Origin of the sequence: Streptomyces sp. Ag109_O5-10, assembly GCF_900105755.1 — a bacterium.
Lineage (GTDB): Bacteria > Actinomycetota > Actinomycetes > Streptomycetales > Streptomycetaceae > Streptomyces.
Genome location: NZ_FNTQ01000001.1, coordinates 3,296,939 through 3,321,843 on the forward strand (window position 1 = coordinate 3,296,939; position 24,905 = coordinate 3,321,843).

A 24,905-nucleotide genomic window follows, 5' to 3' on the forward strand; every position below is an offset into this window, starting at 1 on the left:
GGGACTTCACGACCATGAGCAACACCAACCCCCTCCTGGACGTCTCCGGGCTGACCAAACACTTCCCGATCAAGGGCGGCTTCCCGATCAAGCGGACCGTCGGCGCCGTGCAGGCGGTCGACGGCCTCGACTTCCAGGTCGCCGAGGGCGAGAGCCTGGGCCTGGTCGGCGAGTCCGGCTGCGGCAAGTCGACCACCGGCCGGCTGATCACGCGTCTGCTGGAGCCGACCGGCGGCAAGATCACCTACCGTGGCCAGGACATCACGCACGCCAACCGCCGGCAGCTGGCGCCGATCCGGTCCGAGATCCAGATGATCTTCCAGGACCCGTACGCCTCGCTGAACCCCCGCCAGACCGTCGGCAAGATCGTCGCCGGCCCGATGGAGATCAACGGGATCCAGCCGGTCGGCGGCCGCGAGAAGCGCGTACGCGAGCTCCTCGAGATCGTGGGCCTGAACCCGGAGCACTTCAACCGCTTCCCGCACGAGTTCTCCGGCGGCCAGCGCCAGCGCATCGGGGTGGCCCGCGCCCTGGCCCTGGAGCCGAAGCTGATCGTCGCCGACGAGCCGGTCTCGGCACTCGACGTCTCCATCCAGGCGCAGGTCGTCAACCTTCTTCAGAAGGTCCAGCAGGAACTGGGCATCGCCTTCGTCTTCATCGCCCACGACCTCGCGATCGTGCGGCACTTCTCCCAGCGCGTCGCGGTCATGTACCTCGGCAAGATCGTGGAGATCGCCGACCGCGAGGACCTGTACGACAACCCGCGCCACCCCTACACCCGGGCGCTGCTGTCCGCCGTGCCCGAGGCGACGGTGGACGTGGAGCCGCGCGAGCGGATCCGCCTGGTCGGCGACGTCCCGTCCCCGATCAACCCGCCGACCGGCTGCCGCTTCCGCACCCGCTGCTGGAAGGCCACGGAGAAGTGCGCCACGGAGGCCCCGCCGCTGGTCCAGGTCGAGGGCAACAAGCCCGGCCACCTCACCGCGTGCCACTATCCTGAGACGCAGGACATGATTCCCGCCCCGCGTCTCTCCAAGGACCCCGAGGCCGCGGCCTGACACACCCCTTTCCGTCAGCCGCCGCCTGCGGATCGGACTTTCACCGGCCCATTGACCCGAGCCCCTGAACGTCCGCTCCAGGGGAGCAAGGGCCCGCACCTCCCCAGGTGCGGGCCCTTCTCACTGCCGTACGTCAGGACGCGGTAGGGGCTTCGAGGAGCTCGGGCCGGTCCGCACCGGGCGCGGCCCGCAGCGACCGCACCCCGGGGGACAGGAGTGCGGCGAGGGTGGCCGCGACGATGAGGACGGCGCAGGCGATCAGCATCCGGTCGGTGCCGAGGGCGTCGGCGCCGGGTCCCGCCAGCGCGAGGCCGAGCGGAGCGAGGCTGAGCGAGCCGAACCAGTCGTAGGAGCTGACCCGGGACAGGGCTTCCTCGGGGACTTCGCGCTGCATGGTGGTGGCCCACAGCACGCCGAAGAAGTCCAGGCTGACGCCGGCGGTGAAGGCACCCGCGGCGACCGCCCACAGCGGTGCTCCGGCCCCGAGCAGGGCCGGCGGCAGGGCGGACGGGAGGGTGAACAGGACCGCCGCCAGGATCGGCCGGGTCACGCGCGCACGGGCCGCGATCCCGGCGCCCGCCACGGCGCCCAGCGCCTGCGCGGCCACCACCAGCGACCATGCGCGGGCCCCGCCGAAGTGCGCGCTCGCGGCCAGCGGCCCCAGTACGCCGGCGTTGGCGTTCGTGGCGGCCATCACCAGGGAGAACTGGACGACGACCACCCACAGCCACTGCCGGGAGGCGAACTCGTGCCAGCCCTCGCGCAGGTCCGCCCAGCCCGAGGCGGACTTCCGTCGCCGGCGCGGCAGCCGCAGGGAAGCGGTGAGCGCCGCGCTGACCACGAAGGACAGACCGTTGATGGCCAGCGCCCAGCCCGCACCGACCCACGCGACCGTCACGCCGGACAGGGCCAGCCCCAGCAGGAGGGAGGTGTTGGTGCCGACCCGCAACAGACCGTTGGCTCGCTGGAGGGCCTCGGACGGCACCAGCACCGGGATGACCCCGTCCATCGCCGGCGAGAAGAGTGCGGTCGCGGTGCCCGCCGTGACGGCGAGCGTGCAGAGCGCGGCGACGGGGGCGTGGCCGCTGAGCACCATGGCCGCGAGTCCGCCGTAGGACAGGGCGCCGAGCACGTCCGCCACGGCCATCAGCGCGGAGCGAGACACCCGGTCCGCGATCACTCCGCCGACCAGCACCAGCGCGAGCTGTGGGACCGCCTGGCAGGCGACGACGAGCGAGAGGTCGCCCGGGGTCGCGCCGGGCAGTGAGAGCACCGCGAAGGCCAGCGCGATCCGCGCGAACCCGTTGCCGAGGACGGAGATGACCCGGGCGCACGCGAGGCGCACGAAACCGGCGTTGCGCAGTAGGGAAGAGGTGCGCTCAGCGACAGACATGGACGGGCACATTACGCCCTCTCCGCCTCGGGCCGGTCACTGTCACGCCCCCTTCCCGCCAAGTACGGATCACGGGTCAGGATTCCCCGACCCGCGCCCAAGCCCCGCCGTTCAGGACTCGACGAACAGCTCCGCAGCGTCCGTGACGTGCACCGCCCGCTGGGCCCAGGTTTCGAGCTGGTCCAGATCGGTACACGCGTCCACCCGCTCGCGCACGGAGTCGCTCACCGCGATTCCCCTCCACTCCAGAACACGTAGCACCATCTCGGCACGCTCCTGAACCCGCCCCTGCTCCCGGCCTTCCTCACGCCCTTCCTCGCGCACCTGCTCCGCCAGCGGGTGCCGCCAGAAGTACTGGATCGCCGTCATCAGGTCCCTCCACATCTGCTTCGCCTGGGGATCGACCAGGCACGAGTCGACGAACTGCACGAAGACCGCGGCACTGTCGCGGTCGATGGTCTTCAGGGCGGCTGCCAGCGACTCCAGTATGGCCGGGGCCTGCCGCCCCCGCCCGTGTGTCATGGCCGACAGCACCGCAAGAGGTACGTCCCGCACCGCCTCCCGCTCATCCGCGATCACCGGCACGTTCTCCGGCCCCAGCACCAGCGGCCGCACCGTCAACGACTCCCATCCCCGCAAGCCGAGCCGGATCGGCTGCGAGGCCCACCGTGCGGTCGCGCTGCTCTGCGTGATCACGATGAGTACCGGCTCACACCGGTACTTCTCATACAGATACGACAGGTAGTAAGGCCAGCTCCCCCGCTTCCGGCCGTCCACCTCCCCCTGCGACTCGACGACCAGGAGATACGTCCCCTCGTCCGTCTCCGCCCGCAGCAGCGTGTCCACCCGACGCTGGACCGGCTCGATCTCCGTCAGGTCCACGTTCATCGCCGCGAACTCCCGCGTCTCGGGAAACGGCACCCCCAGCACCCGCTGCAGCGCATGCGTCAGCAACCCCGGATCCTTCTGGAAGATCCGGTGCAACGCCTCATGCGACGACCCCACCATCACGCCACCCCCAACTCACACCACACGTACTTGCCCCGCTCCCCGAACCGGGCCGACGGCTGCCAGCCCCAGCCATCCGCACATGCGACCACCAGCCCCAACCCCCGCCCCGCCTCTTCGAGCCCGGCGACCACCCCCGGCGGCTCCGGAGGCACCGGATCCGCATCCCACGCCCCGATCCACACCACGCCCGCTGGGGAGTGCCGGACCCTCAGCGCCGCCGGACCCTTCGTGTGCCGTACGGCATTGGAGACCAGCTCCGCGGCCAGCAGTTCCGCCGTGTCCACCAGGCCGATGAGCCCGTGCATGGTCAGGATCAGACGCAGGGTCCGGCGGCAGACGGTGACCGCTCTCAGGTCGTTGGGGACGTAGACCGTGTAGTCCCAGGTTTCGGGCATGCGTCATCAACTCCGGTCAGGTGAAGGGGATTCCACGCACGGTGGCATCGCCGCACGGCAGAGGTGCGGTGCGCTTCCGTAGCGTGTCCGGTACGTCACCGACGGTAGAGTCATAATTTGGGACGGCGCAAGTCGCTGCCGTAATCTTCCCCTCGAACGAGGTTCTGCCTCACCGCAGTTCCTGACGAGGAGGAGGACATGACGCGCAGGAAACAACCCACTGCACGCCAGGCTCGTCTGGGTTCCGAACTACGCAAACTGCGCGAGGCCGCAGGGCTCAAAGGACTGGAGGCCGCGGCGCTGCTCGGGACGGACTCTGCCCAGATCAGCCAGATCGAGTTCGGTACAGCAGGCGTGAGCGAGGAGCGCGTACGGCGGCTCGCCGCCCATTACTCCTGCACGGACACGGGGTTGATCGAGGCGCTGGTAGCAGTGGCGACGGACCGGACCCAAGGGTGGTGGGAGGAGTACCGGGGTCTGCTGCCGACGTCGTTCCTGGACCTCGCCGAGTTGGAGTACCACTCCTCGTATCGGCTCGACGTGGAGTTCCTGCACATCCCCGGCCTGTTCCAGACGGAGGACTACGCCCGCGCCATCTTCTCCTACCGGGTGCCCGAACTCCCGACGAGCGATCTTGAGCTGCGCGTCCGCCACCGCATGGAACGCAAGGCGGTCTTGGAGGAGCCGGCCCGCGTTCCCTACGAGGCTGTGATCCACGAGGCGGCCCTGCGCATCAGGGTCTGCGACCGCGCCGCCACACGTGCTCAGCTCGGGCGTGTCCTGGAGTTCTCCGAGGAGCAGCACATCACCGTACGGGTCATCCCGTTCGACCTGGACGGCTTCGCCGGAGCGACGAACGCCATGATGTACGCGGGCGGTGCCGTGCCCAAGCTGGACACAGCGGTGCGCGATGCACCACAGGGCGCGGGGTTCATCGACTCCGAGGCCCAACTCGGTGCGTTTCGAACGCTCTTCCGTAAGGTGGAGTCGGCGTCCCTCAGCCCCGAGCGGTCGCGCGACTTCATCCACAGAATGACGAAAGAGCTGTGAGGCACACCGTGGCCCCTGACAAATGGCGCAGGTCGTCCTACTCGGGAAGCGGCGACGGCAACAACTGCGTCGAGGTAGCCCCCCGCCCCACCCGCATATCCGTCCGCGACTCCAAAGCCCCCGCGAGAGCCACCCTCACCTTCGGCCCCCACACCTTCGCCGCCTTCGTCAGTGCCCTGCGGGCCACCAGCTCCCCCTCGTAGCCGTCCGGCCAGTTGCGTGGTCAAGCCCCTCCAGTCCGACGGAAGTTGATAGAAGCTCAAGAAGAGGCTCGTTCCTGACCCCGCGTTCAACATCGTGTGGCACACTGCCGCGGTGGTCGATCATTCGTACGCGGACCTCTCGCTTGCCGCGCTCTACGACAGCCTCAACCCGTGGGGGCCGGGTGACGACTTCTACCTGGGCCTGGTGATGTCCGCCGGGTCGGTGCTCGATGTCGGCTGCGGGACCGGGCGGTTGCTGCGCGGGGCGCGGGCCGCGGGGCACGACGGGCGACTGCTGGGGCTCGAGCCGGCCGCCGCGATGCTCGTGCAGGCGCGTCGGGCCGAACCCGGTGTCGAGTGGGTGCTCGGTGATCTGCGGGCCCGCCGCTGGGAGGGGCACGACTTCGATCTCGCCGTGATGACCGGTCACGCCTTTCAGGAGCTGCTCGGCGACGAGGAGGTACGCGCCACGCTGACCGCCGTGCGCAACGCTCTCGGCCCCACCGGCCGGTTCGTCTTCGAGACCCGCAACCCCACCGCCCGCGCCTGGGAGTCCTGGACGCCGGACCGGGTACGCCGGCTCGCCGACGGGGACGGGCGTCAGGTCCGGGTCTGGCACGAGGTCGCGGGACCGCCGGTGGGAGACCGGGTGACCTTCACGGAGACGTACGAGGGCGAGGCCTGGGCGCAGCCTCAGGTGTGCCGCTCGACCCTGCGCTTTCTCGGCCTCGACGCCCTGTCCGGCTTCCTGGCCGGTGCCGGTCTGGAGGTCGTCGAGCAGTACGGGGACTGGGGTCGCGGGCCGGTCACCTCCGGCAGCCCCGAGATCATCACCGTCGCGGGACCGCGCTGAGGCAACGGCCGCCGTGGCGAACCCCGTTGGCCCGGGTGCGTCGGCCTGCGATCATCAGCGGATGCTCACACTCGACGACGAACTCGGACACCTCGCCTACGAGACGGCCGGTGAGGGCCCACCCGTCGTGCTCGTGCACGCCGGTGTCGCCGATCACCGCATGTGGGACGCGGTCGTGCCCTCGCTCGCGGACGTGCACACCGTGATCCGGTACGACCTGCGCGGCTTCGGGGAATCCGCGGTCCCGGCGGGCCCGTTCCGGGAGACCGACGACCTGCGCAGCCTTCTGGACCATCTCGGCCACGAACGGGTACGCCTCGTGGGTGCGTCCTGGGGCGGCCGAGTGGCGGTGGACTTCACGCTCACCCACCCGGACCGGGTGCACTCGCTGGCGATTCTCGCCGCACCCTGGCCGCGGTACCCCTGGTCGGCGGAGATGATCGCGTACGACGAGGCCGAGACCGCGGCTCTGGACGCGGGTGACCTGGACGCCGCCGTGCGCGTCAATCTGGACATGTGGCTGCGCGGCCCGGCCCGCGCCTGGGACGACGTGGCCGACGAACTGGCCGAACGGCTGCGCGGCCCGCTGCGGACGTCGCTGGTGAACCAGGCCGTCGTCGGCCGGCACTCCCGAGGTCCCGCGACCGGCGATCTCGCCGCCGTCTCCGTTCCCGCGCTGGTGGGTGTCGGCAAGCTCGACGTCACCGACTTCCAGGACATCGCCCGCCGCTACGCCTCCGCGATCCCCGGCGCCCACCTGGTCGAGTTCGCCACCGCCGCCCATCTCGTCGCCCTGGACGCACCGGCCGAACTCAGCTCGGTACTCCGTGAATTCCTCGCCCGCTGACCCGGGGACGGCCTCCGGGGCCGGTCCCGTCGACCACGAACTCGTCGAGGCCGCGGCGCACGTCGCCCGCACCCGCTGCCGGGGCGACAACCACACGATGGCAGCCGCGGGCCGCGCCCGGGACGGCCGGATCATCACCGCGGTGAACGCCTACCACTTCACCGGAGGCCCGTGCGCCGAACTGGTCCTCATCGGTGCCGCGGCCGCCCAGGGCGCCTATGAGCTGGACACCGTCGTCGCCGTGGGCGACCGGGACCGGGGGGTCGTTCCCCCGTGCGGCCGGTGCCGCCAGGTCCTGCTGGACTACTTTCCGGCTCTCCACGTCATCGTCGGAGAGGACGGCCGCCTCCGGACCGTCCTCATCACGGACTTGCTGCCCGAGAGCTACATCTGGGCGGACCACCAGCTCGACGGCGCATGAGGCCCACCGCCGTCGGGCAGGTGGGGTCTACTCCTCCTCCAGCGCCACCAGCGCCGGATCCAGCACGATGTCCTCGTCCCGGGCCTCCGTCGTCGGGTCCTCCGGGAAGTGGCAGGCCGTGAGGTGGCCCTCGTTGTTGCCGGCGATCCGGACCAGCGGGGGCTCCTCCGTCGCGCACTTGTCCTGGGCCTTCCAGCAGCGGGTGCGGAAGCGGCAGCCGGACGGCGGGGAGATCGGGGACGGGACGTCGCCGGCCAGGCGGATGCGTTCGCGGCCGGCCGAGTCGCCGTCGTCCGTGAGGCTGACCTCGGGGACGGCGGACAGCAGGGCGTGGGTGTACGGGTGGCGGGGGCGGCTGTAGATCGCCTCCCGGTCGCCCACCTCGATGATCTTGCCGAGGTACATGACCGCGACCCGATGCGAGAAGTGCCGCACGATCGCGAGGTCGTGGGCGATGAACAGGAACGCGATACCCAGTTCCTTCTGGACCTGCTGGAGGAGGTTGACCACCTGGGCCTGGATGGAGACGTCCAGGGCGGAGACCGGTTCGTCGGCGACGATCAGCTTCGGCTCCAGAGCCAGGGCGCGGGCCACCCCGATGCGCTGGCGCTGGCCGCCGGAGAACTCGTGCGGGAAGCGGTTGAAGTGCTCCGGGTTCAGGCCGACGATCTCGAGGAGCTCGCGTACGCGCTTCTCGCGGCCGCCGGGCGGCTGGATCCCGTTGATCTCCATCGGGCCCGAGATGATCTTGCCGACGGTCTGGCGGGGATTCAGCGACGAGTACGGGTCCTGGAAGATCATCTGGATCTCGGACCGGATCGGCGCCAGCTGCCGGCGTGAGGCGTGGCCGATCTCCTGGCCGCGGTAGCTGATCGTGCCGTCCGTCGGTTCCAGCAGGCGGGTGATCAGCCGGCCGGTCGTGGACTTGCCGCAGCCGGACTCGCCGACCAGGCCGAAGCTCTCCCCCACGTGTACCGTCAGGTCGATGCCGTCCACGGCCTGGACGTGCCCGACCGTGCGCCGGATCGGGAAGCCGCCCTTGACCGGGAAGTACTTGGTCAGGCCGGAGACCTCCAGCAGCGGTTCACCGGCAGTCGCCTCGCGCGGGGCGGGAAGGACCGTGTCCTGGGTCATGACGTGTCGTCTCCTAGCCCAGACGGGGCTTGATCTCTTCGATGAAGATGGTGCGTTTCTGGTCCGCCGTGAGGTGGCAGGCCGAGGCCCGGTCGGGGCCGAGCAGCGGGCGTTCGGTGACGCAGCGGGTGCCGCCGACCCGGTCCTGGAAGGTGCAGCGGGGGTGGAAGCGGCAACCGGAGGGCGGGGTCAGCAGGGAGGGCGGGGTGCCGGGGATCGGGTTCAGCGGCGTGCCCAGGTCGGAGTCGAGGCGTGGCATCGAGTTCAGCAGGCCCCAGGTGTAGGGGTGCTGGGGCGCGCGCAGGACCTCGTTCGTCGTGCCGCGCTCCACCGCGCTGCCCGCGTACATCACCATGATGTCGTCGGCCATGTCGGCGATCACCCCCAGGTCGTGGGTGATGAAGATGATGCCTGATCCGAACTCCTGTTGCAGGTCCTTGAGCAGGTCCAGGATCTGCGCCTGCACGGTCACGTCCAGGGCGGTGGTCGGCTCGTCCGCGATGAGCAGGTCGGGGTCGCAGACCAGGGCCATCGCGATCATCGCGCGCTGGCGCATGCCGCCGGAGAACTGGTGCGGGTAGTCCTTCGCCCGCTCCTTCGGGTTGGGGATGCCGACCTTGGCGAGCATCTCGACCGCCCGGTCCCAGGCCGCCCGCTTGGAGGCGCCCCGGTGCTTCATGAACGGCTCGGCGATCTGCCGGCCGACCGTGTAGTACGGGGACAGCGCGGTGAGCGGGTCCTGGAAGATCATGGCGGCCTTGTTGCCGCGCACCTTCTCCAGCTCGGACTCGCGGGCGGTGATCAGCTCCTGGCCGTCCAGGAGGATCTCGCCCTCGACGGTGGTGAACTGGGGGTTGTGCAGGCCGAGGATGGTCAGGTTGGTGACCGACTTCCCCGAGCCCGACTCGCCGACGATGCCGAGGGTCCTGCCACGCGCCACGTCGAACGACAGCCCGTCCACGGCCCTTACGACGCCGTCCTCGGTCTTGAAGCTGACGTGCAGGTCCCGCACCGAGAGGAAGGCACCCGAGTCGGCCGGCGCGGGGGTACCGGCGTCCTTGGTCAGAGTGGTCACGACGGTTCTCCTCCTGCCCGGCCTAGGACAGCCGGACGCGCGGGTCGATGAACGCGTAGGCCGCGTCGACGATGATGTTGAAGAGCAGGATCATGGAGGCGGAGAACAGCATGACGCCCAGCAGCAAGGGCAGGTCGCTGAACTGCACGGATTCCACCGCGAGTCGCCCGAGGCCGGGCAGTCCGAAGGTGTACTCCGTGATGATGGCACCACCGAGCAGCGAGCCGAGGTCGATGCCGAAGATGGTGACGATCGGGATGAGCGAGCCCCGCCAGGCGTAGCGGAAGAAGACGTACCTGCGGGACATGCCCTTGGCGCGCGCGGTGCGCACGTGTTCCTCCTGGAGCTGCTCGATCATCGACGAGCGCGCCATACGGGTGTACTGGGAGGCGAAGATCGTGGACAGCACCACCCAGGGGATGATCAGTCCGGTGAACCAGACGATCGGGTCCCCGGTGAAGTTGTGGTAGCCGGGCTTGGCGAAGATGTGCGACTGGTAGACCAGCACGGCGAGCGCCAGCGGGCCCAGGAAGTAGATCTGCATCGAACTGAGCACCATGGAACCGGCGGTGACCGTCTTGTCGAGCAGGGTGCCGCGCCTCCACGCCGCGAGCATCCCGGTGCCCAGACCCACGACCAGGAAGACCACGGCGGCACCCAGGGTGAGTGAGATGGTGGTGGGCAGCCGGTCCATCATGGTCGACCAGACCGGGTCGTTGGTGTGGTACGAGTACCCGAAGCAGGGTGCCGGGCAGGGGCCCTGGGCGAACTTGTCGCTGCCCAGGATCAGGTTGTGCAGGAAGATCCAGTACTGCTCGGGGATCGACTTGTCGAGGCCGAGCACATGATGGATGTTGGCGAGACTCGTCGGATTGCACGTCTTGCCGCACATCAGCAGCGCCGGGTCGCGCGGCATCCCGAAGAACAGCAAGAACGTCACGATGCTCAACAAGAAGAGGATGACGACGGCACCGAGGATCCGGCGGACGAGGAAGCGCAGCATGCGAGGGGGCTTTCTGACGTCGGCGGGCCGGGCGGTACCCGGTGCGGTGTCGCCCCGAAGGGCGCACGCACCGGGTACCGGGCTGGCGGGTGGGGTTACTTGATGTAGAGGCGACGCGGGTCGATGCCGCCGATCACGTCGTCGTAGACGAGGCCGCCGACCTTGGAACCGGCGATCTGGACCTGCTTGTAGTAGATGGTCGGGACGGCGTTGATGACGTCCTTGGCCAGGTACTGGTCGATCTTCTCCCACGCGTTCGCCGACTTGACCGGGTCGGTGATCTGGTTCGCCGCGTCGATGTCGGCGTTCACCTTCGAGTCGTTGATGTGCGAGTAGTTCGGCGACCCGTCGGCGATCGCGCGGCCGTCGAACAGCGGCGGGATCACGGTCGAGGCGGACGGCCAGTCGGCGCCCCAGGCGGAGTGGTAGATGTCGTAGTTGTTGTCGACCTTGCCGATCTGGTCGTAGAAGGTCTCGGCCGGGATGTCCTGGCGCTGCACGTTGAAGCCGGCCTTGTCCAGCGCGGCGGCGATGGCGGCGGAGTACTGCTGGCCCTCGGGGGTGTTGATGTAGCCGTAGGTCAGCTTCATGCCGACCTTGCCGGCCTTCTTCAGCAGCGCCTTGGCCTTGGCCGCGTCACCACCCGGGTTCTTCTTCTTGCCCCACGGGTCGAAGGACGCGTCGTAGCCGCTGACGGTCGGGCTGATGAAGCCGCCGGCGACCTCCGCGGCGGAACTGCCGCCGAAGGCACGGATCATCGGGGTGATCGGCAGGGCGTAGGCGATGGCCTCGCGCACCGTCTTGTCCTGCAGCGCCTTGTGCGACTGGTTGATGTTGACCTGGCCGACGTACGGCTGGTAGCCGGCGACCGTGCGGGCCTTGACGGCCGCGTCTCCGCCGAGGACCTGGGAGATGTTGCCCGCGTCCACCGAGTTGTTGAAGCTGACGCCGGTCTGGTCGGCCCCGCTGTTCGCGAGCAGCGCCTTCGTGGAGTCCTCGTACTGGACGTTGAACGTGAAGTCCATCTGGTTCACGTACTGGTTGCGGATCGGGTCCGTCTTCGGGTCCCAGTTGGTGTTCTTGACCAGCACCATCGACTTGCCGGACTTGAACGACTGGATCTTGTACGGTCCGGTCGTCAGCGGGGCCTTGTCGTACTTCTCCTTCGTGTCGCCCTTCTTGGAGACGACCGCGTAGCCCGCCATGGCGAGCGCGTACGGCAGGTCCGGGTGGGGCGTCTTGAAGTGGAAGATGACGGTCTTGCTGTCGGGCGTCTCCAGGATGCTGTTCGGCAGGTGCTTGCCCTTGTAGGGGCCGTCCGGGAGCAGCTTGCGGTAGTCGGCGCCGTTGGTGTCGGCCAGCCACTGCTGGAGGTAGGTCGGGCCCTGGTTGATGAAGGACGCGAAGAGCCGCTCGAAGGTCTGGCGGAAGTCCGCGGACGTGATCGGCGTCCCGTCCGAGAACTTGACGCCGTCCTTGAGGGTGTACTTCCAGGTCTTGCCGCCGTCCGTGGTGGTACCGGAGTCGGTGGCCAGGTCGCCGACGACCTCGTGCTTGCTGCCGTCGTTGCCGGTCGCCTTGTAGCCGGTGAGGCCTCTGTGGATCAGCGTGGAAAGTGAGCCCTCGTCGGAGACGTAGATCTGCCCGGGGTCGAGGTGCGCGTACGAGTCGCGCTGCAGCACTTCCAGGGTGCCGCCGGTCTTCGCGCCCGGCACGGCGGCCGCGGGCCCTGTCGAGTCCGCGGCGTTGCCGAACTTGATCGAGGCCTGCTGCCGCTTGGCGTTCTGCTGGTCCTTCTTCTCGTTGTCGCCGGCACTGCTGCCGCCCTTGCTGCAGCCGCTGAGCACGAGTGCTCCGGCCGCGAATACTGACAAAGCGGCATATGTATGGCGTCCGCCCCTACTCATCACTGAAGTCTCCACCCATCTGTGTGTACGCCGGTGCGAAGGAAATGGCCGTGCGGTATCCGGGCGTGGACGCCCACAAGCTCCCGGTCAGCGAGCCGTCTTGGGATCGAAGGCGTCCCGGACCGAGTCCCCGAGCAGGTTGAAGGCGACGACGAAGACGACCATCGAGACGCCGGGGAAGAACATGTATGTGATGTCGTTCTGCAGGACGAGCTCGGTCGAGGCCTTGGAGAACATCTGGCCCCAGTCGGGGGTGGGCTCGACGATGCCGACGCCGAGGAACGAGAGACCTGCCTCGATCGTCACGAAACTGGGCAGGATGTACGTGGCCTGCACCAGCAGCGGTGTCACCACGTTCGGCAGGATCTCCCTGCGGATGATCCGCCAGGGCGAGGCGCCGCTCACCCTGGCCGCTTCGATGAACTCCCGTTCTCGAAGGGCGAGTGTGGTGCCGCGCAGAATGCGGGCGAGGCTCATCCAGCCGAGCACCCACTGGACGACGATCAGCGCGACGACGCGCACGTAGGTCGGCGTCTCGTCGCGCGGGCTCACGAACAGTGAGACCACCACCGGCATGCTGGCGATGAAGAACAGCTGCGAGGGGAAGGCGAGCAGGAAGTCGATGACCCGGCCGATGAAGAAGTCGGTCTTGCCGCCGAGGTAGCCCGCGCTGACGCCGAGGAGGATTCCGGTGAGGACGACCGCGACGGTGACCGCGAGGGAGATCAGCAGCGAGGTCCGGATGCCGTAGATCAGCTTGGTGAACACGTCGTAGCCGTTGCCCGGTTCCAGGCCGAACCAGAACTCGCTGCTGATGCCGCCGTTGGGCTGCACCGGCACGCCCGCGCTGTCGAAGAGTTCCGGGCGTTCGTCGGCGTAGATGGTGTACGGGTTCTTGCCGTACAGCTTCGAGATCAGCGGGGCCGCCGCCGCGACGAGGAAGAAGAAGGCCACGACGAACGCCGAGATGACGCCCGTGCGGTCGCGTTTGAAGCGTATCCACATCAGCCGGCCCGGTGACCGGCCTTCGACCGTCACCGTGCCGGTCTTCGTGTCGGGCTCCGTTCCGCCGTCCACGACGACCGACCTTCCGCCGCCCTCAATGTCCGTAGGACTGGTCACAGTTCGTCCAATTCACAGGTATGGGTGTGCCGAACCGGCGGCCGGCACGGGGGTGCGACCGCTGGGGCATGATCCGATGAGGCGTCCGGGCGTCCCCGCGGTGAACGGGAACGCCGCAGCCGGACGCGCGTAGGCGAGCGAACGCGCTACCCGGCCGGCCCTAGTTTCAGGACCAACTGCCGGACGAACAAGGACAGTCGGACCGAGCGGACCGAGCGGCCGTCGCCGGCGACGGAACCCACCTGGTGCCTGTGACACTGCACATGGGGCTTCTCCTCATGACTTCACGTGTTCACCAACAAGAGGTTTCCGTCCATACCCTCCGACACCCCTGACGGAGGGTCAGACACCCCCTGATGCTCGTGAGTCGGGCGCTGTCCCCACAGCGCGAGACCCATTGACCCGAGCGCTACGCGGCTAACTATCTGCCATGTGTCAGGTGCCGACCACTGTCTTTAAATCTCAATTCAGTCACAGCTGGCCCCTAGTTCTTCCGAAAAATGGACAAAGCGTTCGACGGGAGAAGGGCGCGAAACGGACTTGTTACATAAGTATCGGGCGAGGATCTCCGCATTTCGGACAGCGGCCCGGAATTGGCCGAGTCCCGCCCACCCGAAAACGGGTTGCAAAAAACCCGGGTACCCCCATCATGGGGGCACCCGGGCTCAGATGTCCGGCGATCAGGGCCGATCAGCCGTGCTTGGCGCGGCTGGCGGCGCGGGCCCGCTCGCGGGCGTCCAGGTTCACCTTGCGGATGCGAACGGCCTCCGGGGTCACCTCGACGCACTCGTCGTCGCGGCAGAACTCCAGCGACTGCTCCAGCGACAGCTTGCGCGGCGGCACGATCGACTCGGCCACGTCGGCCGTCGAGGACCGCATGTTGGTGAGCTTCTTCTCCTTGGTGATGTTGACGTCCATGTCGTCGGAGCGGGAGTTCTCACCGACGATCATGCCCTCGTACACCTCGGTGCCGGGCTCCACGAAGAGCACTCCGCGCTCCTGGAGGTTCGTCATCGCGAACGCGGTGACGGCACCGGAGCGGTCGGCGACCAGCGAACCGTTGTTACGGGTCTGCAGGGAGCCGAACCAGGGCTCGTGGCCCTCGTGGATGGAGTGGCCGATGCCCGTGCCGCGGGTCTGCGTCAGGAACTCGGTCCGGAAGCCGATCAGACCCCGGGACGGCACGACGAACTCCATGCGGACCCAGCCGGAGCCGTGGTTGGACATGTTGTCCATCCGGCCCTTGCGCACGCCCATCAGCTGCGTGACCGCGCCCATGTGCTCCTCGGGCACGTCGATCGTCATGCGCTCGACGGGCTCGTAGACCTTGCCGTCGACGTCCTTGGTGACGACCTGGGGCTTGCCGACGGTCAGCTCGTAGCCCTCGCGGCGCATCTGCTCGACCAGGATGGCGAGCGCCAGCTCACCGCGGCCCTGGACTTCCCAGGCGTCGGGACGCTCGGTCTCCAGCACCCGGAGGCTGACGTTGCCGACCAGCTCGCGGTCGAGGCGGTCCTTGACCTGGCGGGCGGTGACCTTGCGGTCCTTGACGGCCGTCTTCGCGTCGGCGCCCTTGCCGGAGCCGCCGCGGCCGACCATCGGGGAGGTGTTGGTACCGATGACCATGGAGATCGCCGGCTCGTCGACCGTGATCAGCGGCAGCGGAATGGGGTTCTCGGTGTCGGCGAGCGTCTCGCCGATCATGATGTCCGGGATACCGGCGACGGCGCAGATGTCGCCGGGGCCGGCCTTCTCGGCGGGCTTGCGGGTGAGCGCCTCGGTCATCAGCAGCTCGGAGATGCGGACGTTGCTGACGGTGCCGTCCCGCTTGATCCAGGCGACGGTCTGGCCCTTCCTGAGCTCGCCCTGCTCGACGCGGAGCAGCGCGATACGGCCGAGGAAGTTGTCGGCGTCCAGGTTGGTGACGTGGGCCTGGAGCGGGGCCTCCTCGTCGTAGGTCGGCGCCGGGATGTGCTCAAGGATCGTCGAGAAGAACGGCTCCAGGCTGGTGGAGTCGGCCGGGACCGTGCCGTTCTCCGGCTTGGTCAGCGAGGCGATGCCGTCGCGGCCGCAGGCGTAGACGATCGGGAACTCGATCTGCTCCTCGTCCGCGTCCAGGTCGAGGAAGAGGTCGTACGTCTCGTTGACGACCTCGTCGATGCGGGAGTCCGGGCGGTCCGTCTTGTTGATGCACAGGATGACGGGCAGGCGCTGCTGGAGCGCCTTGCGCAGCACGAACCGGGTCTGCGGCAGCGGTCCCTCGGAGGCGTCGACGAGCAGCACGACACCGTCCACCATCGACAGACCGCGCTCGACCTCGCCGCCGAAGTCGGCGTGGCCGGGGGTGTCGATGATGTTGATCGTGATGACGTCACCCCCGTCCTTGGGGTGGTACTTCACTGCCGTGTTCTTGGCGAGGATCGTGATGCCCTTCTCACGCTCCAGGTCGTTCGAGTCCATCATGCGGTCGTCGACGCCTTCGAGCTGGTGCGCTGCGAACGCGCCGGCCTGCTTGAGCATGCCGTCGACGATGGTCGTCTTGCCGTGGTCGACGTGAGCGACGATGGCGACATTGCGGATGTCGTGGCGCGTGGCCATAGTGCGGCGTACTCCCGGAGTGTGAGGAAGGGGCCTGCGCGTACGTCGGTGTTACGCGGACCCTGCCGGGCTGAACACGCCACGGCCTCACCCCATGGTACGGGGCCGCTGCCACTGGGGCGCGCCGGGATACGTCAGTGCACGTCAGCTGGGCTTTTGCGCACCCGGCACGGCGGTTTTCACCTACTGGGGCTCGGCGAGACCTTCGCCCCCTTCTTCAGGAAGCCCATGTCCTGGTAGACCGGCGTCTGGAAGCCGAAGGCGCCCACGTTCACCAGGTCCTTGCGGGCGCCCACGAGCTGCGGCCGCTGGTACAGCGGGAGGGAACCGGCCGACGCCCAGATCCTGGAGTCGGCCTTGCGCAGCAGCCCGTCCGCCTCGTCCTCGTCCAGCGTGCCCAGCGCCTGGTCGAAGAGCTGGTCCACCTGGTCGGTGCCGACCCGCGTGTAGTTCTGCTCCACGTTCAGCGAGCCGTCGGCCGCCACCACCGGCTTCGCGTAGATCGGCCGCGCGTCCGTCGCCGGGAACGCGGACGACGGCCACGAGTACAGCGCGAGGTCGTACTGGCCGGCCGCGATGTGGTCCTTGAAGTAGCTGTCGTCGGAGACCTTGTGGATCTCGGTCGCGATGCCCACCCGGTCCAGCATCTGCGAGATCCGGTCGGCGACCGCCTGGAGGGTCTCCGAGCCCGGCCCCGACGGGAGCACGAACCGCAGCGAGAGCGCCTTCCCGTCCTTGGCCAGCGGTCCGGCCGGCGCCCCGCCCCTGGGCGCCGCGGTGCCCTTGGGCGCGTACGCCCCGGGGGCCCCGTGGGCGTGGTCCTTCTGGTGGTCGCGGGTGTCCTTGCCGGTGGCCTTGTCGTCCTCGCCGACGATGTACTGCCCGTCGTGCCCGCCGTCCGACTCGTCGCCCTGCTCGCTGTCGTCCTTCTTCTTGTCGGCCTTCTCCCCGTCCTCGGCGCCGGCCGCCTTGCCGCCCGCCTTGACCGGTCCGCCGGCCACCCAGCCCGCGTCGGCGAGCAGGGCCTGCGCCTCGTGGGTGTCGAGCCCGCCGATCGCCCCGCTGCCGTCGGTGTAGGCGGCCTGCCCGGAGAGGGCGACGTGGCTGCCGACCGGCACCGCGGGCAGCCCCAGCGGGGTGAGGACCAGCCTGGCGAGCGCCTGGCGGTCCAGGGCGCGGGCGACGGCCCGGCGCACCCGCTCGTCGGCGAGCGGGCCCTCGGAGCCGTTGAGGGCGAGCTGGGTGTAGGCGGGCTCCAGCGACTTGCGGACGCCGAAGTCGCGCAGCTCGTGCTGCTGCTCCAGCCACTTCGCGATGCTCCTGCGGAGCTTCTTCGGCCCCTTCGGCAGCTTCTCCTCGTCCATGCCGAGGGTCAGCGCCCAGGACCGCAGCTTCTTGGCCGAGGTCTTCCCGGCGCCCTGCAACGGCAGACCGGTGCCCTTCTCGCGGCCGGCGACGGCGATCCGGTCGGCGTCGGCGGCGTCGATGTCGGCGACGTCCACGGTGCCGTCGGCGAGCGCGGCGGCCCGCTTGCCGCGGTCCACGGCGTGCAGGTCGATCTCGTCGAGCTTGGCCGGGCGTCCCCACCAGCGCGGGTTGCGGGTGAGGATCACGTCCTTCTTGGCGGTGTCGACCTTGTCGACCCAGAAGGGGCCCGCGGTGACGGTGAGCTTGCGGCGGGCGCCGTCGTTGAAGGCGTCCGGGGTGCCCATGACGTCCTTCGGGTAGAGCGGCGAGAACAGCGACCTCCAGTCGGCGTACGGCCGGTCGAAGGTGACCCGGACCTCCAGGTCGTTGGCGCCGCGTTCGATCTGGGCGATGCGGTCGTAGCCGGCGTTGCGGGCGGTCCAGTAGGCGGAGTCCTTGCCGGACAGGGCGCGCCACTGGGCGGCGAAGTCGGCGGCGCCGATCTCCCGGCCGTCGCTCCAGACGGCCTGCTGGTCGAGCTTGTAGAGGACGACCTGGCGGGGCTCGGTCTCGATGACCTTCGCGGACTCCAGGTAGTCCGGGTTGCGGACCGGCTTCCCGGTGGCGTCGATGGTGAACATCGACGGCAGGACGGCCTGGGCGACCCGGGTGGTGCCGGCGTCGGCGTCGGCCTGGAAGGTGTTGAGGGTCTCGGGTACGGCGTCCACGGCCATCTTCAGCGTGCCGCCCTCGGCGACCGCGTCCCGGGCGACCGGCACGATGTCCTGTCCGGCGAGCGGCTTGCTGCCCTCGTCGTCGGAGCCGCAGCCGGCGAGGAGGGGGACGGCGAGGGCGCCGGCGGCGAGAACGGCGAGGCTCCGCCGGTAGCGCCGCGAGGTGCCGTTGTCCGTCTGCCGCTCCGTCGTGGCTGGTCGCGCCCACGCGGCGGTAGCCGCACATACAACCGGGCCCCGCGCCCCTTCGGGGCGCTGCCCCACGCCGACGCCGTGGTGAGACATCTCTGCTACCTCCGAAGGCCCCGTGACACGGGTGCGGTCTGTTCACATTTGGGGGTATTTTGGAGTTGATCACATGTACGTCAGAAGTACGGACCCCACTGAAATGGACGGGGTCCGTCGGCCGGGTACGACACGGCGGCGGGGGCTGCCAAAGGCCACCCGTGCGGCGCAATGCCGTGCTCTTTCCCGGCGCACACAGAGCGCGTGCGGGCGTGCGACGGAGGCGCGCAATCCGCCAATCGCTGCACATGGCTTCACATCGGCAGGTGTGACGCGCAACACTCGCAGGCGCATGAACGTTGCCGCCTTGGACACCGAAGTCCGCGGAAGTGAGGTCACGTCATGTCCGTGCACGACGACCTGACGTCAGTCCAGCGTTGCCTAGAGGACCTGAACCGGTCCGTCGGCCGCCTGGAGCAGCAGCTCGGGAGCGGCGGCCTGGAGATGCGCCGCGTCCGCGCCGACGCCGATCACCTGCGCGAGAGCGTGGCACTGCTGCGGGAGGCGGCCCACACCGGCGCCCCGGGCAAGCGCCCCGAGCTCGTGACCATCTCCGACGACCCGTACGACATCAACCTGTGGACGGACACGGACGACGAGGGTCTCGGCGCCCGCGACCGGCGCGCCCCCTAGGAGCGCCCGCCCGCAGGCCCCGACCCCCGAACCGACCGGAGTCATCCCCTTGGCCACTGGTACGGAACCACATCCGAACAGCGGCGGCGTACGCACAGGTACGCGCGCCGCGATCTCCGCCCCGCACCTGCGGACCGACCGCTGGTGGCTGGCGCCCGCCGTCACCGCGGCCGGTCTGTTCGCGTTCGTCGTCTACTCGACGTGGCGGGCCTTCTCGAACGCGCACTACTACTCGGCGCCGTACGTCTCGCCGTTCTACTCGCCCTGTCTGGCGGAGAACTGCAGGACCATGCCGTCCGGCCCGAACGCCGACCTGTTCGGCAGCTGGTGGGCGATCTCCCCGGCGATCATCATCCTGATCTTCCCGCTGGGCTTCCGCCTGACCTGCTACTACTACCGCAAGGCGTACTACCGCAGCTTCTGGGCGTCCCCGCCCGCCTGCGCGGTGGCCGAGCCGCACGCGAAGTACACCGGTGAGACCCGCTTCCCGCTCATCCTGCAGAACGTCCACCGGTACTTCTTCTACTTCGCCCTGCTGGTCGCCTGCGTGCTGACCTACGACACGGTGCTCTCCTTCCGGGACACCCACGAGCGCTGGGGCCACATGGGCCTAGGCACCCTCGTCTTCCTGGTCAACATCGTGCTGATCTGGGCGTACACGCTGTCCTGCCACTCCTGCCGGCACATCGTCGGCGGCAAGCTGAAGCACTTCTCCCGACATCCCGTGCGCTACAAGGCATGGCAGTTCGTGGGCCGGCTCAACGCCCGGCACATGCTGCTCGCCTGGGCGTCGTTGGTGAGCGTGGCGCTCGCCGACTTCTACGTCTACCTGCTCGCGTCCGGTGCCTTCGACGATCCGAGGTTTTTCTGATGCCCGTGGTGGACCGGCAGGAGTGGGACGTCGTCGTGGTCGGGGCCGGTGGCGCGGGCCTGCGCGCCGCGATCGAGGCGCGCGAGCGGGGCGCCCGTACGGCGGTGATCTGCAAGTCGCTGTTCGGCAAGGCGCACACGGTGATGGCCGAGGGCGGCATCGCGGCGGCCATGGCCAACGTCAACGAGCACGACAACTGGCAGGTGCACTTCCGCGACACCCTGCGCGGCGGCAAGTTCCTCAACCAGTGGCGGATGGCCGAACTGCACGCCAAGGAGGCCCCGGACCGGGTCTGGGAGCTGGAGACCTGGGGTGCCCTCTTCGACCGCACGAAGGACGGGAAGATCTCCCAGCGCAACTTCGGCGGCCACGAGTACCCGCGCCTCGCGCACGTCGGCGACCGCACGGGGCTCGAACTGATCAGGACCCTGCAGCAGAAGATCGTCTCGCTCCAGCAGGAGGACCACAAGGAGACCGGTGACTACGAGTCCCGGCTCAAGGTCTTCCAGGAGTGCACGGTCACCCGGATCCTCAAGGACGGTTCGCGCGTCTCCGGGGTCTTCGCGTACGAGCGGGAGACCGGCCGTTTCTTCGTCCTGGAAGCGCCTTCCGTGGTGGTCGCGACCGGGGGCATCGGCAAGTCGTTCAAGGTGACGTCGAACTCGTGGGAGTACACGGGCGACGGGCACGCGCTCGCCCTGCTGGCCGGGGCGCCGCTGCTCAACATGGAGTTCGTGCAGTTCCACCCGACCGGCATGGTCTGGCCGCCGTCGGTGAAGGGGATCCTGGTCACCGAGTCGGTGCGCGGCGACGGCGGGGTGCTGCGCAACTCCGAGGGCAAGCGGTTCATGTTCGACTACATCCCGGACGTCTTCAAGGAGAAGTACGCCGAGTCCGAGGAGGAGGGCGACCGCTGGTACGAGGACCCGGACCACAACCGGCGTCCCCCGGAGCTGCTCCCCCGCGACGAGGTGGCCCGCGCCATCAACTCCGAGGTGAAGGCGGGCCGCGGCTCCCCGCACGGCGGGGTCTTCCTGGACGTGTCGACGCGGATGCCGGCCGAGGTGATCCGGCGCCGGCTGCCGTCCATGTACCACCAGTTCAAGGAGCTGGCGGACGTCGACATCACCGCGGAGGCGATGGAGGTCGGGCCGACCTGCCACTACGTGATGGGCGGGGTCGCGGTGGACTCCGACACCGCGGCCGCCCGCGGGGTGCCCGGGCTGTTCGCGGCCGGTGAGGTGGCCGGCGGCATGCACGGCTCCAACCGGCTCGGCGGCAACTCGCTCTCCGACCTGCTGGTGTTCGGGCGCCGGGCGGGCTGGCACGCGGCCGACCACGCGGCGGACCTCGACGAGCGTCCGGCCGTGGACGACGAGCAGATCGACGCGGCCGCGGCCGAGGCGCTGCGGCCCTTCTCCGCCGAGGGCCAGGAACCGGACTCCGGTCCGCCGGAGAACCCGTACACCCTTCACCAGGAGCTCCAGCAGGCCATGAACGACCTGGTCGGCATCATCCGCCGGGAGGGCGAGATGGAGCAGGCCCTGGAGAGGCTCGCCGAGCTGCGGGTGCGGGCGCGACGGGCCGGGGTGGAGGGGCACCGGCAGTTCAACCCCGGCTGGCACCTCGCCCTGGACCTCCGGAACATGCTGCTGGTCAGCGAGTGCGTGGCCCGGGCGGCGCTGGAGCGCACCGAGTCGCGCGGCGGCCACACCCGCGAGGACCATCCGCTGATGGACCGCCGCTGGCGTCCCGTGAACCTGCTCTGCCGGCTGGCCGATCCCACCGGCGGGCTGGCCGCCACCGACCCGGAGCGCGGCCAGATCGACCTCACCCGCGAGACCACCGACCCCATCCGAGCCGACCTGCTCGCCCTCTTCGAGAAGGAGGAGCTGGTCAAGTACCTCGCCGAAGAGGAGCTGTACGAATGAGCGGCTACACGGCCCACTTCCGGGTGTGGCGAGGCGATGTCGAGGGCGGCGGCCTGGAGGACTTCAAGGTCGAGGTGAACGACGGCGAGGTGGTCCTCGACATCATCCACCGCATCCAGGCCACCCAGGCCGCCGACCTGGCCGTCCGCTGGAACTGCAAGGCGGGCAAGTGCGGTTCGTGCTCGGCGGAGATCAACGGCCGCCCGCGCCTGATGTGCATGACCCGGATGTCCGTCTTCGAGCCGGCCGAGACCATCACGGTCACTCCGCTGCGCGCGTTCCCGGTCATCCGCGACCTGGTCACCGACGTCGGCTTCAACTACCAGAAGGCCAGGGAGGTCCCGGCCTTCGTGCCGCCCGCCGGGGTCGGCCCCGGCGAGTACCGCATGTACCAGGAGGACGTGGACCGCTCGCAGGAGTTCCGCAAGTGCATCGAGTGCTTCCTGTGCCAGGACACCTGCCACGTCGTGCGCGACCACGAGGAGAACAAGACGGCCTTCGCCGGCCCGCGTTTCCTGATGCGCGTCGCCGAACTGGACATGCATCCGCTGGACGCGGCGGAGGCCGCCGGCCTGGACCGCAAGCGCACGGCCCAGGACGAACACGGCCTCGGCTACTGCAACATCACCAAGTGCTGCACGGAGGTGTGCCCGGAGGGCATCCACATCACCGACAACGCGCTGATCCCCCTGAAGGAGCGGGCCGTCGACCGCAAGTACGACCCGCTGGTGTGGCTCGGCTCGAAGATCAGGAGGCGCCCCGCAGGAGGCTGAGCACCTGCCGCAGGTTGGACTCGGCGATGTCCCGCATCGGTTCGCGCTCCGGGAAGTCGCCGTCCAGCAGCCGGAGCGGCCCGGCGACCAGGTTGAGGTGCATCGCGAGCCGGTACAGCGCCATGCGGTCCTCGTCGAGGTCGGCGGTGCGCAGCACGTCGTAGGCGGGCCCGAAGCGGTGCTGGAGGAAGGCGTGCTCCCATTCGGCGTCGAAGTACATCAGGCCTTCGATGTCGATGAGCGCGGGATCGCCCTCCTCGGTCACCAGGACGTGGTCCGGGCCGAGTTCACCGTGCACGAGGGAGACGTGCTCGCGCGGCCCGACCGCGTCGTAGAGCTCGTGCACCCGCTCGGTCAGCGCCTGCTGGGCCTCGCGCACCCGGGGATCCCGCTCGGCCACCTCCGCTATGTCGCGCAAAGCGCGGTCCGCGACGACCTGTTCGCAGGAGCTGCCGAGCGGCTTCCCGCCCTCCTCCACCAGGGCGGCCTTCCCGTATCCGGCGGCGACGTGCGCGCGGAGCACGGCGAGCGTCCCCGCCAGCCGGGCCAGCGGCACCCGTGCGGCGCCCGGGTCGCTGCGCAGCAGCACCTCCAGGCTGCCGCCGCGGACGTCCTCGACGACCGCGGCGAAGGCGGTCAGGTGCCGGGCTTCCTCGTCGGCGAACAGCAGCCGCGGGGTGCGCACGCCCAGTTCGGTCAGCAGGTCGTGGGCGGACAGGAAGAGGCCGAGGCCGGAGGCGTGCGCGAAGGGGTCGCGGATGTCGGCGTCGGCGGGACCCCAGTAGTCCTCCTCCGGGGACCAGACGTACGCGATCGCGCTCCGGCCGTTGTCGAGGACGAGCCGGTAGACGCCTTTCTTGCTCCCTCCGCGCAGCCGGGTGACGGCCGCGGGGGCACGGCCGAGGGCCTCGCGGGACAGCGACGCGAGGTCGTCACGGGTGAGGTGGGCACGAGCGGTTGTCATGACGTACGAACCCAGTCCTTCCGATAGGAGGTCCAGTCATCCTCGGTGGCGGCGAAGTCGACGTACAGGGCGACGCCGAAGGTAGCGCGATCCGGGGCCGTGCGTGACAGTCCCAGCCGAACCCCGCGCACGGCCGCCGGCACGGTCTCCGCGTGCGCCCGGTGCCCGAACCGGTTCTCGTGGTAGAAGGGCAGCCCCATGAGCAGATCGGTGTCCGCGGGTGTGACCTCCAGCGCGAGGCTGGTCTGCTGCGCGACGTACCCGCCGTACAGGCTCTGCAGCGGCTGCATGGTGTCGTACGACATGACCGCGATCTGGTCCACCCGGCGGGCGACTTGTCCGAAATATTCTTGCGACCACCATTTCGGATGACCGGTGACGGTACCCCAGAAGGAGTGAAACGCCGGCAGCGGATCGATCTGGTGTGCGGCGACGGAGAGCAGCGGGGTGACCGGGCGCAGGGCGTCGAGGAGGGCGAGGTAGTTCCGGTCGCCGGAGTGCAGGGGCTCCAGGTCGAAGTGGACCCCGTCGAACCCGGCACCGACGATCTGCCGGGCGGATTCGACCACGGCGTCCCGCGTCGCCTTCTTCTCCAGGTGCATGGCGTCCGGCTTCTCGGGCGCGACCTCGTCGCCGAGCCAGGCCTGCACCCGTACGCCGGGCAGTTTTCGATGCACGGCCGTTATCAGCCAACGGGCCTTGGGATACGCCGATGTGGGCAGCGTGCCGTTGTGTTCCAGTGGTCCGGCATGGACGTAGAGGTCGCGAATGCCGGTGTCCGCGAGCCGGGCGGCGAGGGCGGTGACGTCGGCGTCGGTCCTACGACCGTCGACCCACGCGTGACCGAGCCAGAGGGCGTCCCGGTTCCGGCTGTACGTACCGGCCTTCGGGTCGCCGGCGTAGTCGATGCGGAGGGCGGTCTCGGCGATGAGGAGGGGGAGGACCAGGAGGGCGAGGACGCCGAGCGTCCATCTGACGGCTCTCTTCTTCCCGCCCGCCCGGCCCGTGCGGCTCTGGTCGTCGGGCGCGGCCGGGCCCTGTGGGGTTTCGGGCACATCGGCGGCTGCGGGGGCGGCGGACGGCGGCGCTGGGGCGGGGCCGTCGGCGGGGGCGGCGGAGACCGGTGCGGGGGCCGGGGCGCCGGTCCTGGCCTCGGTCGGGGCCGGTTCCGGGTTCTTGTCCTGGTTCGGGCTCCGTTCCATGTTCCGTCCGCCCTCTCTCGTCGTCCCCCGGCTGT

22 protein-coding genes are annotated in these 24,905 nt (G+C 69.5%); 10 read left to right on the top strand and 12 right to left on the bottom strand.

All coding sequences use genetic code 11. The features are described from left to right. Positions 1 to 14 precede the first annotated feature (14 nt). Positions 15 to 1,058 (top strand): ABC transporter ATP-binding protein, encoded by a 1,044-nt coding sequence (locus tag BLW82_RS15015; RefSeq protein WP_093499274.1) that lies wholly within the window; start codon positions 15 to 17, stop codon positions 1,056 to 1,058. Positions 1,059 to 1,191: 133 nt separating this feature from the next. Here the strand turns inward: BLW82_RS15015 and BLW82_RS15020 are convergent, their stop codons facing one another. From BLW82_RS15020 to BLW82_RS15030, 3 genes are all read right to left on the bottom strand, one after another. After that, positions 1,192 to 2,451 carry an MFS transporter gene (locus BLW82_RS15020; RefSeq protein WP_177232955.1) on the bottom strand — a complete coding sequence of 420 codons (1,260 nt, stop codon included), beginning with the start codon at positions 2,449 to 2,451 and terminating at the stop codon, positions 1,192 to 1,194. Positions 2,452 to 2,562: 111 nt separating this feature from the next. Beyond that, the gene (locus tag BLW82_RS15025; protein WP_093499276.1) at positions 2,563 to 3,459 is read right to left on the bottom strand and encodes a hypothetical protein; all 897 of its coding nucleotides are present in this window, start codon (positions 3,457 to 3,459) and stop codon (positions 2,563 to 2,565) included. Beyond that, on the bottom strand, positions 3,459 to 3,857 hold the full coding sequence (locus BLW82_RS15030; protein WP_093499277.1) for an ATP-binding protein: 399 nt from the start codon (positions 3,855 to 3,857) through the stop codon (positions 3,459 to 3,461). The genes BLW82_RS15025 and BLW82_RS15030 overlap by 1 nt, the downstream gene beginning before the upstream one ends. A 198-nt stretch (positions 3,858 to 4,055) precedes the next feature. Between BLW82_RS15030 and BLW82_RS15035 the strand changes: the two genes are divergently transcribed. The 5 genes from BLW82_RS15035 (at position 4,056) to BLW82_RS15055 (ending at position 7,231) form a co-directional block, all read left to right on the top strand. Continuing rightward, positions 4,056 to 4,907 carry a helix-turn-helix domain-containing protein gene (locus BLW82_RS15035; protein ID WP_093499278.1) on the top strand — a complete coding sequence of 284 codons (852 nt, stop codon included), beginning with the start codon at positions 4,056 to 4,058 and terminating at the stop codon, positions 4,905 to 4,907. A gap of 8 nt (positions 4,908 to 4,915) precedes the next feature. Further along, complete coding sequence (locus BLW82_RS15040; protein WP_256215804.1) at positions 4,916 to 5,110, top strand: DUF397 domain-containing protein; 195 nt, start codon at positions 4,916 to 4,918, stop codon at positions 5,108 to 5,110. Positions 5,111 to 5,222: 112 nt separating this feature from the next. After that, a complete protein-coding gene (locus BLW82_RS15045; protein WP_093508055.1) occupies positions 5,223 to 5,963 on the top strand; it encodes a class I SAM-dependent DNA methyltransferase in 741 nt (246 codons plus the stop codon). Positions 5,964 to 6,024: 61 nt separating this feature from the next. Continuing rightward, entirely contained in the window at positions 6,025 to 6,810 is a 786-nt protein-coding gene (locus BLW82_RS15050; RefSeq protein ID WP_093499280.1) for an alpha/beta fold hydrolase, read from the top strand. After that, positions 6,791 to 7,231 (top strand): cytidine/deoxycytidylate deaminase family protein, encoded by a 441-nt coding sequence (locus BLW82_RS15055; RefSeq protein ID WP_093499281.1) that lies wholly within the window; start codon positions 6,791 to 6,793, stop codon positions 7,229 to 7,231. The genes BLW82_RS15050 and BLW82_RS15055 overlap by 20 nt, the downstream gene beginning before the upstream one ends. A 27-nt stretch (positions 7,232 to 7,258) precedes the next feature. Here BLW82_RS15055 and BLW82_RS15060 read toward each other — a convergent pair whose 3' ends face one another. The 7 genes from BLW82_RS15060 to BLW82_RS15090 form a co-directional block, all read right to left on the bottom strand. Further along, positions 7,259 to 8,365: an ABC transporter ATP-binding protein gene (locus BLW82_RS15060; RefSeq protein ID WP_093499282.1), complete on the bottom strand. Its 1,107-nt coding sequence runs from the start codon at positions 8,363 to 8,365 to the stop codon at positions 7,259 to 7,261. Between the two features lie 13 nt (positions 8,366 to 8,378). Further along, a complete protein-coding gene (locus tag BLW82_RS15065; RefSeq protein WP_093499283.1) occupies positions 8,379 to 9,440 on the bottom strand; it encodes an ABC transporter ATP-binding protein in 1,062 nt (353 codons plus the stop codon). Positions 9,441 to 9,462: 22 nt separating this feature from the next. Continuing rightward, on the bottom strand, positions 9,463 to 10,443 hold the full coding sequence (locus tag BLW82_RS15070) for an ABC transporter permease (RefSeq protein WP_093499284.1): 981 nt from the start codon (positions 10,441 to 10,443) through the stop codon (positions 9,463 to 9,465). 95 nt (positions 10,444 to 10,538) lie between these two features. Then, positions 10,539 to 12,350 (bottom strand): ABC transporter substrate-binding protein, encoded by a 1,812-nt coding sequence (locus tag BLW82_RS15075; protein ID WP_093499285.1) that lies wholly within the window; start codon positions 12,348 to 12,350, stop codon positions 10,539 to 10,541. An 87-nt stretch (positions 12,351 to 12,437) separates the two neighbouring features. Beyond that, complete coding sequence (locus tag BLW82_RS15080) at positions 12,438 to 13,472, bottom strand: ABC transporter permease (protein WP_093499286.1); 1,035 nt, start codon at positions 13,470 to 13,472, stop codon at positions 12,438 to 12,440. 690 nt (positions 13,473 to 14,162) lie between these two features. Further along, positions 14,163 to 16,070 (bottom strand): translational GTPase TypA, encoded by a 1,908-nt coding sequence (gene typA / locus BLW82_RS15085; protein WP_093499287.1) that lies wholly within the window; start codon positions 16,068 to 16,070, stop codon positions 14,163 to 14,165. A gap of 179 nt (positions 16,071 to 16,249) precedes the next feature. Continuing rightward, the gene (locus BLW82_RS15090; RefSeq protein ID WP_093499288.1) at positions 16,250 to 18,496 is read right to left on the bottom strand and encodes an ABC transporter family substrate-binding protein; all 2,247 of its coding nucleotides are present in this window, start codon (positions 18,494 to 18,496) and stop codon (positions 16,250 to 16,252) included. Positions 18,497 to 18,838: 342 nt separating this feature from the next. Between BLW82_RS15090 and BLW82_RS15095 the strand changes: the two genes are divergently transcribed. From BLW82_RS15095 to BLW82_RS15110, 4 genes are read left to right on the top strand one after another with little or no spacing between them, the layout of a single operon-like run. Further along, the gene (locus BLW82_RS15095; protein WP_093499289.1) at positions 18,839 to 19,129 is read left to right on the top strand and encodes a hypothetical protein; all 291 of its coding nucleotides are present in this window, start codon (positions 18,839 to 18,841) and stop codon (positions 19,127 to 19,129) included. A 49-nt stretch (positions 19,130 to 19,178) separates the two neighbouring features. Further along, positions 19,179 to 20,000, top strand: a complete 822-nt coding sequence (locus BLW82_RS15100; RefSeq protein ID WP_093499290.1) for a hypothetical protein — start codon at positions 19,179 to 19,181, stop codon at positions 19,998 to 20,000. Continuing rightward, positions 20,000 to 21,931 (top strand): fumarate reductase/succinate dehydrogenase flavoprotein subunit, encoded by a 1,932-nt coding sequence (locus BLW82_RS15105; protein ID WP_093499291.1) that lies wholly within the window; start codon positions 20,000 to 20,002, stop codon positions 21,929 to 21,931. The genes BLW82_RS15100 and BLW82_RS15105 overlap by 1 nt, the downstream gene beginning before the upstream one ends. Further along, entirely contained in the window at positions 21,928 to 22,704 is a 777-nt protein-coding gene (locus tag BLW82_RS15110; protein WP_093499292.1) for a succinate dehydrogenase/fumarate reductase iron-sulfur subunit, read from the top strand. The genes BLW82_RS15105 and BLW82_RS15110 overlap by 4 nt, the downstream gene beginning before the upstream one ends. Here the strand turns inward: BLW82_RS15110 and BLW82_RS15115 are convergent. Further along, entirely contained in the window at positions 22,679 to 23,668 is a 990-nt protein-coding gene (locus tag BLW82_RS15115) for a phosphotransferase family protein (protein WP_093499293.1), read from the bottom strand. The two genes, BLW82_RS15110 and BLW82_RS15115, sit on opposite strands and share 26 nt — an antisense overlap. Then, positions 23,665 to 24,870: a glycoside hydrolase family 18 protein gene (locus BLW82_RS15120; protein WP_256215806.1), complete on the bottom strand. Its 1,206-nt coding sequence runs from the start codon at positions 24,868 to 24,870 to the stop codon at positions 23,665 to 23,667. The genes BLW82_RS15115 and BLW82_RS15120 overlap by 4 nt, the downstream gene beginning before the upstream one ends. Positions 24,871 to 24,905 lie beyond the last annotated feature (35 nt).